Genomic DNA, 13,097 nt, shown 5'->3' on the forward strand with positions numbered 1-13,097 from the left:
CGTGCTCCGTCGTGGGGGGGCTCGGCCGGGGTGTTTTTCCCCCCCCCCCCCCCCCCCCCCCCCACGCCGGTCTTCAGCCCACTCAGCACCACGGCGGTCTTCGCGCCGCTGTCATCGGTGATGATCCACTGCTTCAGCGCCACCGGCGCATCGGTGAACACCAGCCGGATCGTGCCGTATTCCGGATGATCGGGGTCCTGCGCGACGATCGTGGTGGTGGTCGCATCGCTTTCGCGCCCGACCACCATCTTCGCCCGACCGAGGTCGACCTTCGGCGCCAGAATCAGGTTCAGCGGCGTGCGGGCGAGCGGATATTGCTCGGCCGGCTGGTTCGATTTCGGATCGAAGATCGCCACCTGCCCGCCCGAAGCCATCACCAGCGTCTTGTCGGTGGCATATTCGAACCGCACCCGCCCCGGCCGCTTGATGTAGAGCACGCCCTTCGCGGTGGAACCATCCGCGTTCACCTGCAGGAAATCCGCCTGCGCGGTCTCGAGCCCGTTCAGATAGGTCGAGATCTGGTCGAGCGACAGCGCCCCGGCCATGGCCGGAACCGCAAGAACCAGGGCGAAGACGGGCGCGAGGGCGAAGCGAAGCAGGGTCATGGCGGAAATCTAATCCAAGTGCGGCAAAGAAAAAGCCCCGCCCGATCACTTCGGGCGGGGCGTCGCATCACGTTCGTGCCAGATCACTGCTCGGGCACGAGGATCTCGCGCTTGCCGACGTGGTTCGCCGGGCTGACGACGCCCTGCTCCTCCATCTGCTCGACCAGCCGCGCGGCCTTGTTGTAGCCGATGCCCAGCTTGCGCTGGATGTAGGAGGTCGAGCACTTGCGGTCCTTGATGACGATCGCGACCGCGGTGTCGTAGAGCGCGTTCTCGGCGTCGTCGCCCGAGCCGAGGCCCAAGACCGCGTCGATATCGCTCGCCACTTCCTCGTCCGGCCCCTCGAGCACGCCCGACATGTATTGCGGCGGGCCGAAGCTCTTCAGGTGGTTGACGATCTCCTCGACCTCTTCGTCGGAAACGAAGGGCCCGTGGATACGGGTGATGCGCGAGCCGGCGCCCATGTAGAGCATGTCGCCCATGCCCAGCAGCTGTTCCGCCCCCTGCTCGCCCAGGATCGTGCGGCTGTCGATCTTCGAGGTCACCTGGAACGAGATCCGGGTCGGGAAGTTCGCCTTGATCGTGCCGGTGATGACGTCGACCGACGGGCGCTGCGTCGCCATGATCAGGTGGATGCCCGAGGCACGCGCCATCTGTGCCAGACGCTGGATGCAGGCCTCGATCTCCTTGCCCGCGACCATCATCAGGTCGGCCATCTCGTCGACGATGACGACGATGTAGGGGAAGGGCTGGGGCTGGAATTCCTCGGTCTCGAAGACGGGCTCGCCGGTCTCCTCGTCAAAGCCGGTCTGGACGGTGCGCTTGAACATCTCGCCCTTGTCCATCGCCTCGCGGACGCGGCCGTTGTAGCCCTCGATGTTGCGCACGCCCATCTTCGACATGCGGCGATAACGCTCCTCCATCTCGCCCACGACCCATTTCAGCGCCACGACCGCCTTCTTCGGGTCGGTGACGACCGGGCTCAGCAGATGCGGGATGCCATCGTAGACGGAAAGCTCCAGCATCTTCGGGTCGATCATGATCAGCCGGCATTCCTCGGGCGACAGCTTGTAGAGAAGCGACAGGATCATCGTGTTGATCGCCACCGACTTGCCCGAACCGGTGGTGCCGGCGATCAGCAGGTGGGGCATCTTGGCGAGGTTGGCGATCACCGGCTCGCCGCCGATGTCCTTGCCGAGCGCCAGCGGCAGGCGCAGGTTGCTGTCGCCGAAATCGCGCGCGGCCAGGATCTCGCGCAGCACGACCTTCTCGCGGTGCACGTTCGGCAGTTCGATGCCGATCACCGAGCGGCCGGGCACGGTCGAGACGCGCGCCGACAGCGCCGACATCGAGCGTGCGATGTCATCGGCCAGACCGATCACGCGCGAGGCCTTCAGCCCCGGCGCGGGTTCGAGTTCATACATGGTGACCACGGGGCCCGGGCGGACCGAGACGATCTCGCCCTTCACGCCGTAATCGTCGAGCACGTTTTCCAGCATCCGCGCGTTCTCTTCCAGCGCGTCGTCCGACAGGCTGTGGCGCTGGATCGTGGTCGGATTGGTCAGCAGGTTCAGCGGCGGCGGCTCGTAGGCCGGATGCGCCGGCGGCTCGAAGCGCAGCTTCGGCTGGGCCTCGGCGATCGCCTGCTTCGAGGGCACATGCGCCTTGCGCGGCGGCGCCATCACCCGGCGCTCGGGCGCGGGCGGGACCACCTGCCGGTTCAGCATGATCCGCGGCGCCGAAGCCGGAACCTGCGGGATCTCCTCGTCAAGATCGGCAAAGGCGTTGCGGTCGAAATCGGTCTCGGCCCAGTCGTCGGCGTCATCCGCCTCGCGGTCGACGCGCGGCGTCTCCCAGCCGGTCGCGGCCGGGTCGACCGCCTCGCGCGGCACGGCACGTTCGACATAGGCCGGAGCGGCGTCGGGATAGGTCGGCGCCGCATCGTGCAGCGGCGCCTCGTCGACGGCGGTTTCCCACATCGGCGGCAGCTCGGGAGCCACGACACGGGGCGCGGCCATGGTGGGCTCGGGCGAGCGCAGCACCGGCTCGTTCAGATGCGAGGCCGGCGCACTCGCCGATCCGGGCAGGAAGCGCGGGCGGGCCTGGATCGGCGGCTCCGAGCGCCGCACCGGCGCCGCGGGCACCGACGCCGCCGGGCGGGCACCACGGGCCAGACGCGCCGCGACCGCCGCCAGCACCGAGGCGGGCGTGGCAGGCACCGGTGCCGGCTGCGGCGCGTAATGCTGCGGCGCGGAATACGGTGCCGGCTCGACCTGACGCGGCGTCGCGCGCAGCTCGGGCATTGCTGCCGGCGCGGGCTCCATCGCCTCCCAGTCCTCGGGCTCGGCATGGACCATCGGCGCCACGGCGCGGGTCTTCACCGCCTGCGCGATGCGGGCGCGGATGCGGTCCTCGGAGGGGGCCTCGACGGCCGGCGCCGGCCAGCCGCGTTCGACCAGCTCGGAGTCGTACTCGAGGAGCCCGTCTTCCTGCGCGTAATCCGGTTCGGGCGCGCGGCGGATACGCGACAGCAGCGAGGACTTCGTCGCCGCGCTCATCGCCGGCTGCGCCGCTGCGGGGGCATAGCCACCCTGGCTCTGCTCCCAGGCGGCCTGCTGCGCCTCCCAGGCGGCCAGATCGGCGGCACGTTCGGCGGCCTCGGCCCTGCGCTGGCGCGCCCGTTCGGCCGCCTGCTGCGCCGCGCCCTGTGCCATCCGCACCGAGGCGGCGGCGCCGCGGCCAAAGGCATTCAGCGCCGCGTCATAGGCGGCCACCGAGCCGAGCAGCAGGAAGCGGGTGATGGTCTGGATCTCCGCCCGGTCGAAGCCCAGCACGAAGGCGCTCATCGCGATCGTCGCCAACGCCAGCACCAGCGACATCAGCTTGAGCCCGATCGAGCCCGAGACCGGCGACATGCCCAGAAGCGAGCCGGCGATCATGTCGCCGAAATGGCCGCCGAGACCGAAGGCCTGGCCCCAGTCGGCGCTCGGCACCAGCAGCGCGGCATAGACCGAGGCCAGCGCCACGCCGATCGGCAGGAAGACGGCACGGGTACCGAGCCGTTCCTCGCCGCGATGCAGGATGTGGCGCACGCCCCAGGCGATCAGCCCGAGCGGCAGCAGCCAGGCGCCGCGCCCGACGATGACGTAAAGCGGCGAGGCGATCCCCGCCCCGATCCGGCCGAGCCAGTTCTGCACCGGCGCATCCGACACCGCCATCCAGCTCGGATCGTCGGGCGAATAGCTGGCAAGCAGCATCCCCACCAGAACGCCCGCAAAGACCAGAACCCCGCCCAGCAATTCCTTGCCGCGCCGTTCAAGCGCTGCCTGGGTGTTCTGGTCCAGAAGCGGGTCGCGTTGCCGTGCCTGATAGGATGCCATGCTCTACCGTCCTCACGTATACAGGCAGTCGCGGAGCCGGATCAGCCCGCGCTGCGTTTCTTCTCTTGGGGCGACCAAGGCCACCCGGATATATCCCTTGCCGGGGTTTTCCCCGTTCACCTCACGCGCGAGATAGGCGCCGGGCAGAACCCGCACCCCGGTCTCGCGCCACAGCTTCAGCGCCGCTTCCTCGCCGTCGGGGACCGGCAGCCAGAGGAAGAAGCCGCCGTCGGGCAGACGGAAGCTGTTGACGCCGGCGAAGATCTCGGCGGCATCGGCGTATTTCTCGGCATAGAGCGCGCGGTTCTCGACCACATGCGCCTCATCCGCCCAGACCCGTTCGGACACCCGCTGGATCGGCAGCGGCAGCGGCGCACCGGAATAGGCGCGCAACCGGCGGATATGGCGGATGTTCTCGACGCCGCTCGCGACGAAGCCCGAGCGCAGGCCCGGCAGGTTCGAGCGTTTCGACAGCGAATGGAACACCGCCACCCGCTCGGGGTCGATGCCCTCGGCCGCGGCAACCTCGAGCGCGCCCGGAGGCGGCGCCTCGCGCCACAGCTCGGAATAGCATTCGTCGGCGAAGACGCGGAAATCGTGCTTCTCGGCCAGATGCAGCAGCTGCGCGAGATAGTCGCGCGGGGCCACCGCGCCTTGCGGGTTCGCGGGCGAGCACAGATAGGCGATCGTCGCGCGGTCCAGCACCTCGGCCGGCAGGCTCGCATAATCGGGCAGGAAGCCGGTCTCCTCGGTCGCGGGCACGAAGACGGGCTCGGCGCCGACCTCGACCGCCGCGACGGCATAGACCTGATAGAACGGGTTCGGGATCAGCACGACGGGCTTCTTGCCGCGCTTCGTCTCGGGGCTCAGCGCGACGGCGGCGTTGAACAGCCCCTCGCGCGTGCCGTTGAGCGCCATGATCCGGTTTTCCGCGACCTCGACGTGAAAGCGCCGCTTCAGCCAGCCCGAGATCGCCGCCAGCAGTTCGGGCGTGCCGTCGTTCGCCGGGTATTTGCCAAATTCCGCAAGGCTTTGCGCCAGAACCTCGCCGACGAAGGCGGGCATCGGATGGCGCGGTTCGCCGATGGTGAACGCCACCGCTTCGCCGCCGGGAGCGTGCGAATCGAGAAGCGCCCGCAAACGCGGGAATGCGTATTCGGGCAGGTTCGCAAACCGCTCGGGATAATCCATCTGTGCCTCGTTCATCGGGGTCGTGTCGCCCCGTATGATTGCAGGTTACCGAAGCCGGGCGCCCGCGTCCAGAAAAAGCACGCCCGCGCCATGGCTTGCCGGGCGTGCCTGTGGCTTTTCAGTGCAGCGCCGCCTCGGCCGCGCTCCCCAGTCGCAGCAGGCGTTCCTCCGCCATCGGCGCGGCCATGAGCGAAATTCCGCACATCGGCTCGCCGCTCGGCAGGGTCAGCGCGCACAGCCCGAAGATGTTGCCGATCCGGGTGTTGCGCAGGGCGAGCAGATTCTCGGCGGCGAAATAGTCGGGATCTGTCTGAAGCCGGTCGGCATCGGGCGGCAGGATCGGCGCCGTCGGCACCAGAACCGCATCATAGCCCGCCGTCGCCGCGTGCCAGCGCGCGCGATGCTCGTCCAGCGCCGCCCAGCCCGCGACGTAATCGGCGGCGGACGCCCCTGCCCCGCCGCGGAAACGCTCGAGGATCGGCGGATACATCTTCCCGGGCGCCGCCTCGATCTCGGCCTGCCACAGCCCATAGGCCTCGGGCGCGAACAAAAGCCCCGACAGCGCCATCGCCGGCGCCACCATCGGCAGCGCGCGCCGCTCGATCACCGCACCCGCGTGCCCCAGCCGCTCGACCGCCGCCTCGAACCCGCGCAGCGGCTCGGTCCGCGCGCCCTCGAGCGGCAAGCCCTCGAGCACCAAAAGCCGGGCCCCCGCAAGTGTCGCGCCGCGCAGATCCGGCGCGGTGCGCCCTTCAAGCGCCGCCAGAACCAGCGCACAATCCTCGACGCTGCGGGCGAGCGGCCCGACCGTGTCGAAACGCCGGCACAGCGGCACCACGCCCCGCGTCGACACGCGGCCATGCGTGGTCTTCAGCCCGACGATGTCGTTCCAGGCGGCCGGGATCCGCACCGAGCCGCCGGTGTCAGAGCCCACCGCCGCCGCGGCGAGCCCCAGCTTCACCGACACCGCCGCGCCCGAGCTCGATCCGCCCGGGGCGAGATGCGGGGTCACGGCATTCGGCGGCGTCGCGGTCATCGGGTTGATGCCAAGGCCGGAGAACGCCAGTTCCGTCATATGCGTCTTGCCAAGGCAGACCGTGCCCGCCAGCGTCGCCTGCGCCAGCACCTCGGCGTCATCCTCGGGCACCCGGCCCTCGAGCAGGCGCGAGCCCGCCTCGGTCTCGGTGCCCGCGCTGTCGAACAGGTCCTTCCAGCTCAGCGCCACACCGTCGAGCGGCCCGCGCCCAAGGCCAAGCCGCAGCCGCGCCCGCGCCGCCATCGCCTCGCCGCGCGCCCGTTCGGGCGTCAGGCGCGCATAGACGTCGGGCACCGCCGCCGCGGCCTCGAGATAGGCCTCGGCCATCTCCACCGGATCGAGCCGGCCCTCGGCCATCGCCCGCCCCTGCTCTGCCGCCGACCAGAACCGTTCGTCCATCGCGCCCTCCACTCGTTTGCGCCACGCTAGCCATTGCCTGCCCGCCGGACAATCCCACCCGGACAATCCCGCGCATGGACAATCGCGCGCGCCGCGCCATACTCCGCGCCATGACACATGATTCAGACATCCTCATCGCCGGCGGCGGGCTGAACGGCCCCGCGCTCGCCCTCGCCCTCGCGCAATCGGGGCTGACCGTCACCGTCGTCGACGCCGCCCCCGCGCGGGCGCGGGCCGAGGATGACTTCGACGGCCGCGCCTATGCCCTGGCGCTTGCCTCGCAAAAGCTGCTGGCCGCCATCGGGCTCTGGCCGATGCTGGCGACGAACGCCCAGCCGATGCTCGAGGTGAAGGCCTCGGACGGGCGGCCGGGCGAAGGCGCCGCGCCGTTCTTCCTGCATTTCGACAGCCGCGAGCTTGACCAGACGCCGGTCGGCTACATGCTCGAGGACCGCTTCCTCTACCGCGCCTTCCTGCACGCGATGGAGGTCGACCCGAAGATCACCCTGCTCACCCAGACCGCAGTCACCGCGCAGGAGGTGGTGCCGGGCGGCATCAGGGTGACGCTGTCGGATGGCAGCACGCGGCTGGTGAAGCTGCTGGTCGGCGCCGACGGCCGCCGCTCGGGCGTGGCCGAGCGCGCCGGCATCACCCGCGAGGGCTGGGGCTATGGCCAGACCGCGCTGGTCGCGGCGATCGAGCACGAACTGCCCCACCAGGGCATCGCGCAGCAGTTCTTCATGCCGAACGGGCCGCTCGCCATCCTGCCGCTGCCGGGCAACCGTTCGTCGATCGTCTGGTCCGAGACGGACGCGAATGCCAAGGTGATCTCGGCGCTGTCGGACGAGGATTTCCTCGCCATCCTGCGGCCGCGCTTCGGCGATTTCCTCGGCCAGATCCGGCTGGCCGGGCCGCGCTTCAGCTATCCGCTGAACCTGACGCTGGCGAAAAGCTATGTCGCGCCGCGGGTGGCGCTCATTGGCGATGCGGCGCATGGCGTGCACCCGATCGCCGGGCAGGGGCTGAACCTTGGCCTGCGCGATGTGGCGGCCTTGGCCGAGGTGCTGGTCGAGGCGACACGCCGGGGCGAGGATCTCGGCGCCCCCGATGTGCTCGACCGCTATCAGGGCTGGCGGCGCTTCGATTCCGTCTCGCTCGCGCTTGGCATGGACACGGTGAACAAGCTCTTCTCGAACGACAACCCGATCCTGCGGGCCGGGCGCGACCTCGGGCTCGGGATCGTGCAGGCGGCGGGCCCGTTGCGGCGCGCCTTCATGCGGCAGGCGGCGGGGCTGTCTGGCCCCTTGCCGCGGCTGCTGCAGGGCCGCGCGATCTGACCGGAAAGGCCGCCCCTCGGGGCGGCCTTTTCAGTCCAGCGGGCGGGCCTCGTCGGGCACCATGATCGGGATGCCCGCGCGGATCGGAAAGGCCAGATGCGCGGGTTTCGAGATCAGCTCCTGCCGCGCCGCATCATAGTGCAGCGGCGCCTGCGTCAGCGGGCAGACCAGTGCCTCGAGCATCCGCCGATCGAAGGCCGCACGGTCCTCTTCCTCGGGCATATCGCTCATTGCTCACGCTCCTCGCAGCCGCCGTGCAGGTGGAATTCAAGCAGTGTCACCAGCGTCTCGCGCCGCGTCGTCAGGCTCGGCGCCTCGAGCAGGGCCTGCTTGTCCTCGGGCTCGAGCGGCAGGAGCATCGAGAGCGAGTTGATCAGCAGCTCGTCCTCCGCCTCCTTCAGCGTCTCCCAGTCGGTATCGAGCCCCTGCGAGTGGAAGAACCGCGCCAGAAGCTCCAGGAAGCCGTCGCGGTCGAAGCCCGGGTCATGCTCGGCCCGGCCAAGGTCGCGCTCGAAATCGCTCCAGCCGACCTCGGCGCGGAGATAGGGGCAGAACCCCTCCTGCTCGCGCAACAGCCGGAACCGCGAGATCCCCGACAGAGTGATCATGTAGCGCCCGTCCTCGGTTTCCGAGAACCCCGTCAGCCGCCCCGCACAACCGATCGCGTTCAGCTTCGCCGTCCCGTCGCGCCCCTTGCAGGGCTGGATCATCCCGATCAGCCGGTGCGGCGTCTTCAGGCAATCCTCGACCATCTGCAGATAGCGCGGCTCGAAGATATGCAGCGGCAACCGCCCCCGGGGCAGCAACAGCGCCCCCGGCAGCGGAAACAGCGGGATCAGATCTGGCAGGTCGCAGGCTTTCATCATGCGCATGAGCTAGCCCGCCCGCGCGATCAGGCAAATATCATCGACGAAAGCCGCCGACGCCCCTTCACCGCGATCGGATCGGTGGGCTTCAGCGCGTCGAAGATGGTGAAGAGCTGCGTCTTCGCGGCGCCCTCGTTCCACTCGCGGTCGCGGCGGAACAGCTCGAGCAACTGTTCGACCGCTGCCTCGACCTCGCCCGCGGCATGGAGCGCGGTGGCATAGTCGAAGCGCGCCTGATGATCGGCGGGGTCGGCCTCGACCTTCGCCTTCAGCGCATCGAGCGGGCCGGCCTTCGCCGCCTGCTTTGCGAGCGCAAGCTGCGCGCGCGCGGCCTCGACCGGCGCGGCGGTCGCGATCTTCGCCGGCACCGCGGCGAGGAACTGTTCCGCCTGCTCGAGATTGCCAAGCGCCAGATGGGCGCGGACCAGCCCGCCATAGGCCTCGGCGTTCTCGGCATCCTCACCGAGGATCGCGGCGAAGGTCTCGGCTGCATCGACGGCGGCGCCCTCGGTCAGCATCTCCTCGGCGGCCGCGACCGCATCCGCAAGCCCGCCGTCGCCCGCAAGCGCCGCAAGCTTGTCGACGAAGGTCTTCAGCTGCGAGGCGGGCAGCGCGCCCTGGAACCCGTCGACCGGCTGGCCCTGCCAGAAGGCATAGACGGTCGGGATCGACTGCACCCGCATCTGGCCGGCGATCATCTGGTTCTCGTCGACGTTGACCTTGACCATCACGACCTTGCCCTTGGCCGCCTCGACCGCCGCCTCGAGCGCCGGGCCAAGCTGCCGGCACGGGCCGCACCAGGGCGCCCAGAAGTCGACGATCACCGGAACGGTCATCGACTTGTCGACGACTTCCGCCATGAAGGTGGTCTCGTCGACGTCTTTCACGAATTCGGAATGGGTGGTTTTCGCTTCGGTGCCAATCATGGTCGCCTCTCCCAGATCTTTTGTTCCCTATATGCGCGCCGGGGCGGCCCTCGCCAAGGGGCGGATCGCCTCAGAGATCGAAAGTCGCGAAGACCGGAACGTGGTCCGACGGCTGTTCCCAGCTCCGCGCTGCGCGCAGGATCCGGCTGCCATGCGCCGCAGTCGAGATGTCGGGCGTCGCCCAGACGTGATCGAGCCGGCGCCCCTTGTCGGCCGCGTCCCAGTCCTTGGCGCGATAGCTCCACCAGGAATAGAGCTGCCCCTCGGGGATGTCCTGCCGGGTCACGTCGACCCAGTTCCCGGCATCGCGCGTCTGCGCCAGATGCTCGACCTCAACGGGCGTGTGCGAGACGATCTTCAGAAGCGCCTTGTGGCTCCAGACGTCATCCTCGCGCGGCGCGATGTTCAGATCGCCCACCAGAATCGCCTTCTCGGGCCGGTTCGCGAAGAAGTCGTCGCGCATGTGGGTCAGGAAATCGAGCTTCTGGCCGAATTTCTCGTTCTGCTCGCGGTCCGGAATATCGCCGCCCGCGGGCACATAGAAATTGTGGATCGTCACCCCGTTCTCGAGCCGACCGGCCACGTGCCGGGCATGGCCGAGCCCGGCATAATCGCCCGCCCCCGCCTCGACGAGCGGCAGCTTCGACAGGATCGCGACGCCGTTGTAGCCCTTCTGGCCGCGCGCCACCATCCACTCGTAGCCAAGCGCGCGGAAGCGCTCGAGCGGGATCTTCTCGACCGGGCTCTTGCATTCCTGCAGGCAGAGCACGTCGGGCGCCTCCTCCCGCATCAGCTTCTCGACCAGCCCCTCGCGCAGGCGGACCGAGTTGATGTTCCAGGTGGCAAGGGTGAAGGTCATGGGCGCTCTCCTCTCAGGCCGCGCAGTTTCGCCCGCGCGGACCGGAAGGGCAAGGCACCCGGCCCCGGCGACAGATGAGTATTTTTCCAAGGAAAAGGCGCATCGGCTTTTCCCTGGCCCAAAGACTCACCTTTCAACGCCGGGGCCGGGGGCGACGGCGGGGTTACTCGACCCAGCCGCCGATCGATTTCACGTCGCAGAACTCCTCGATGCCCCAGCGGCCGCCCTCGCGCGCCCGGCCAGAAGCCTTGACGCCGCCGAAGGGGGCGCCGGCGCCGCGGCTCTTGCCGTTCGCGACGACCATGCCCGCATCGAGCGCGCGCAGCAGCCGGTTGGTGCGGGCGGGGTCCTGCGTCTGCAGGTAGTTCGTCAGCCCGTAGGGGGTGTCATTGGCGATCGCCACCGCCTCTTCCTCGGTGTCGAAGGGCATGATCGACAGCACCGGGCCGAAGATCTCCTCGCGCATGATCGTCATCTCGGGCGTGCAATCGGCGAAGATCGTCGGGCGCACGTAATAGCCCTTGTTCAGCCCCTCGGGCCGGCCAAGGCCGCCCGCGATCAGCCGCGCACCTTCCTTGATGCCGCTCTCGATCAGGCCCTGGATTTTCTCGAACTGGCTCTTGTTGATCACCGGACCGAGGTGACGGCCGGGCTCGCGCGGGTTGCCGGTCTGGGTCTCGGCCGCGGTCTGTGCCGCGATTTCCAGCGCCTTTTCGTAATAGCTGCGCTCGACCAGCATCCGGCTCGGCGCGTTGCACGACTGCCCGGTGTTCTCGAACATGTGGCGCACGCCGCGCTTCACCGCCTTCTCGTCGCAATCGGCAAAGACCAGGTTCGCGCCCTTGCCGCCCAGCTCCAGCACCACGCGCTTCAGCGTCTCGGCCGCGGCGATGGAAATCGCCTTGCCGGCCCGCGTCGAGCCGGTGAAGGAGATCATCTGGATATCGGGATGGGTCGAGAGCTGCGAGCCAACGCCCACACCGTCACCGTTCACCAGGTTGAACACGCCCGCCGGCACGCCCGCGTCATGGATGAACTCGGCAAAGAGCAGCGAGCTGAGCGGCGCCTCCTCCGAGGGTTTCAGCACCATGGTGCAGCCCGCGATCAGCGCCGGGATCACCTTCAGCGTGACCTGGTTCATCGGCCAGTTCCACGGCGTGATCAGGCCGACGACGCCGATCGCCTCATAGGCGATCATCGCGCCCGGGGTGCCGTCGCCGAGCGGATGGACCCACTCGAAGTCCTTCGCCGCCTTGATGAAGTTCTCGATGTGCCAGGTGCCGGCGCCGGCCTGCTCGGAGCGCGCGAAGTCGATCGGCGCCCCCATCTCGAGGCTCATCGCCTCGGCCATCTCCTCGTAGCGCTCCTTGTAGATCGCAAGGATCTTCTCGACATAGGCGAGGCGTTCCTCGGGCGCGGTGGCGCGCCAGGCGGGCAGCGCCGCCTTCGCCGCGGCGACGGCGGCCTCGGTGTCGGCGCGATCGCCGAGCGAGATCACCGCGCAGGGCTCTTCGGTCGACGGGTCGATCACCGCATAGTCGCGCGCCGCGGCCGGGGCGGTCCAGCGCCCGTTGATGTAGAAATCGCGTTTTTCGATCATGGAAACCTCCTGTTGGCGCGCAGGGTGGCACCCGCGCGCGGCAAGGGCAAGCCGGCGCTTCGCGCAGCGGCTGCGCAAATCGGCAAGCCCGGCGGATGCAGAAGAACGTTCCACCGACGCGATTGCGGGTGGCATTTCCTCCCATTCTGCAGCGAATTCACCGCGGGGGGATGAAACTTCGTTCCGCCTGTCTTAAGTTTCCGCCCGAAACGTCAACCAGGGAGACCAACATGGCTCTGCGCATCAACGACATCGCCCCCGACTTCACCGCCGACACCACCGAGGGCAAGATCAGCTTCCACGACTGGATCGGCGACAGCTACGCCATCCTGTTCTCGCACCCGAAGGATTTCACCCCGGTCTGCACCACCGAGTTCGGCGCCGTCGCGCAGCTCGCCGACGAATGGGCGAAGCGCAACACCAAGGTGATGGGCGTCTCGGTCGACACCGTCGAGGAGCACAAGAAGTGGAAGGCCGACATCTCCGCCTATGCCGGCGCGCCGGCAACCTTCCCGATCATCGACGACACCTCGCTGACCGTGTCGAAGCTCTATGACATGCTGCCGGCCGAGGCCTATCTGCCCGACGGACGCACCCCGGCGCATACCTCGACCGTGCGCACCGTCTTCATCATCGGGCCCGACAAGAAGATCCGCCTGATGATGATCTATCCGATGTCGGTCGGCCGCAACTTCGCCGAGGTGCTGCGTGCCCTCGACGCGATCCAGGCGACCGACGGCGCGCCCTTCGCCACCCCCGCGAACTGGGTGCCGGGCCAGGACGTGATCCTCGCGCTCTCGGTCTCGACCGAGGACGGCAAGGCGAAGTTCGGCGACGTCGACGTCAAGCTGCCCTACCTGCGCTTCGTCAAGAAGCCGGAATAAGGCGCCGGATCCGA

Annotated in this window: 11 protein-coding genes; 2 read left to right on the forward strand and 9 right to left on the reverse strand. The window is 68.9% G+C overall.

Features of this window, described 5'->3' with window-relative positions; genetic code table 11:
• The 4 genes from EOW65_RS13030 to EOW65_RS13045 form a co-directional block, all read right to left on the reverse strand.
• Positions 1-605: LolA family protein (locus EOW65_RS13030; RefSeq protein WP_164880097.1), on the reverse strand; the 605-nt coding region annotated here is incomplete at its 3' end.
• 83 nt (positions 606-688) lie between these two features.
• Entirely contained in the window at positions 689-3,985 is a 3,297-nt protein-coding gene (locus EOW65_RS13035) for a DNA translocase FtsK (protein ID WP_128150098.1), read from the reverse strand.
• A 12-nt stretch (positions 3,986-3,997) separates the two neighbouring features.
• On the reverse strand, positions 3,998-5,176 hold the full coding sequence (locus tag EOW65_RS13040; RefSeq protein ID WP_128150224.1) for an aminotransferase class I/II-fold pyridoxal phosphate-dependent enzyme: 1,179 nt from the start codon (positions 5,174-5,176) through the stop codon (positions 3,998-4,000).
• Between the two features lie 118 nt (positions 5,177-5,294).
• On the reverse strand, positions 5,295-6,611 hold the full coding sequence (locus tag EOW65_RS13045; protein ID WP_128150100.1) for an amidase: 1,317 nt from the start codon (positions 6,609-6,611) through the stop codon (positions 5,295-5,297).
• Between the two features lie 110 nt (positions 6,612-6,721).
• Between EOW65_RS13045 and EOW65_RS13050 the strand changes: the two genes are divergently transcribed.
• Positions 6,722-7,948, forward strand: coding sequence for an FAD-dependent monooxygenase (locus tag EOW65_RS13050; RefSeq protein WP_128150102.1), 1,227 nt, complete (start codon positions 6,722-6,724; stop codon positions 7,946-7,948).
• A gap of 30 nt (positions 7,949-7,978) precedes the next feature.
• On the opposite strand, the gene EOW65_RS13055 is transcribed toward EOW65_RS13050, so the two are convergent.
• The 5 genes from EOW65_RS13055 to EOW65_RS13075 form a co-directional block, all read right to left on the reverse strand.
• Entirely contained in the window at positions 7,979-8,179 is a 201-nt protein-coding gene (locus EOW65_RS13055; protein ID WP_128150104.1) for a Trm112 family protein, read from the reverse strand.
• Positions 8,176-8,814 (reverse strand): LON peptidase substrate-binding domain-containing protein, encoded by a 639-nt coding sequence (locus tag EOW65_RS13060; protein WP_128150226.1) that lies wholly within the window; start codon positions 8,812-8,814, stop codon positions 8,176-8,178. The genes EOW65_RS13055 and EOW65_RS13060 overlap by 4 nt, the downstream gene beginning before the upstream one ends.
• A gap of 26 nt (positions 8,815-8,840) precedes the next feature.
• The gene (gene trxA / locus EOW65_RS13065) at positions 8,841-9,740 is read right to left on the reverse strand and encodes a thioredoxin (protein WP_128150106.1); all 900 of its coding nucleotides are present in this window, start codon (positions 9,738-9,740) and stop codon (positions 8,841-8,843) included.
• A gap of 70 nt (positions 9,741-9,810) precedes the next feature.
• Positions 9,811-10,599 carry an exodeoxyribonuclease III gene (locus EOW65_RS13070; RefSeq protein WP_128150108.1) on the reverse strand — a complete coding sequence of 263 codons (789 nt, stop codon included), beginning with the start codon at positions 10,597-10,599 and terminating at the stop codon, positions 9,811-9,813.
• 163 nt (positions 10,600-10,762) lie between these two features.
• Entirely contained in the window at positions 10,763-12,199 is a 1,437-nt protein-coding gene (locus EOW65_RS13075) for an aldehyde dehydrogenase family protein (RefSeq protein WP_128150110.1), read from the reverse strand.
• Positions 12,200-12,429: 230 nt separating this feature from the next.
• Here EOW65_RS13075 and EOW65_RS13080 point away from each other — a divergent pair, with 230 nt between their 5' ends.
• Positions 12,430-13,083: a peroxiredoxin gene (locus EOW65_RS13080; protein ID WP_128150112.1), complete on the forward strand. Its 654-nt coding sequence runs from the start codon at positions 12,430-12,432 to the stop codon at positions 13,081-13,083.
• Positions 13,084-13,097 lie beyond the last annotated feature (14 nt).

It is taken from the genome of Paenirhodobacter ferrireducens, assembly GCF_004022265.1.
GTDB classification, from domain to species: domain Bacteria; phylum Pseudomonadota; class Alphaproteobacteria; order Rhodobacterales; family Rhodobacteraceae; genus Rhodobacter; species Rhodobacter ferrireducens.

Coding starts and splice junctions, on each gene's coding strand:
- EOW65_RS13035 (WP_128150098.1), bottom strand. CDS start 3,985: ATGGCATCCTATCAGGCACGGCAACGCGACCCGCTTCTGGACCAGAAC.
- EOW65_RS13040 (WP_128150224.1), bottom strand. CDS start 5,176: ATGGATTATCCCGAGCGGTTTGCGAACCTGCCCGAATACGCATTCCCG.
- EOW65_RS13045 (WP_128150100.1), bottom strand. CDS start 6,611: ATGGACGAACGGTTCTGGTCGGCGGCAGAGCAGGGGCGGGCGATGGCC.
- EOW65_RS13050 (WP_128150102.1), top strand. CDS start 6,722: ATGACACATGATTCAGACATCCTCATCGCCGGCGGCGGGCTGAACGGC.
- EOW65_RS13055 (WP_128150104.1), bottom strand. CDS start 8,179: ATGAGCGATATGCCCGAGGAAGAGGACCGTGCGGCCTTCGATCGGCGG.
- EOW65_RS13060 (WP_128150226.1), bottom strand. CDS start 8,814: ATGATGAAAGCCTGCGACCTGCCAGATCTGATCCCGCTGTTTCCGCTG.
- trxA (WP_128150106.1), bottom strand. CDS start 9,740: ATGATTGGCACCGAAGCGAAAACCACCCATTCCGAATTCGTGAAAGAC.
- EOW65_RS13070 (WP_128150108.1), bottom strand. CDS start 10,599: ATGACCTTCACCCTTGCCACCTGGAACATCAACTCGGTCCGCCTGCGC.
- EOW65_RS13075 (WP_128150110.1), bottom strand. CDS start 12,199: ATGATCGAAAAACGCGATTTCTACATCAACGGGCGCTGGACCGCCCCG.
- EOW65_RS13080 (WP_128150112.1), top strand. CDS start 12,430: ATGGCTCTGCGCATCAACGACATCGCCCCCGACTTCACCGCCGACACC.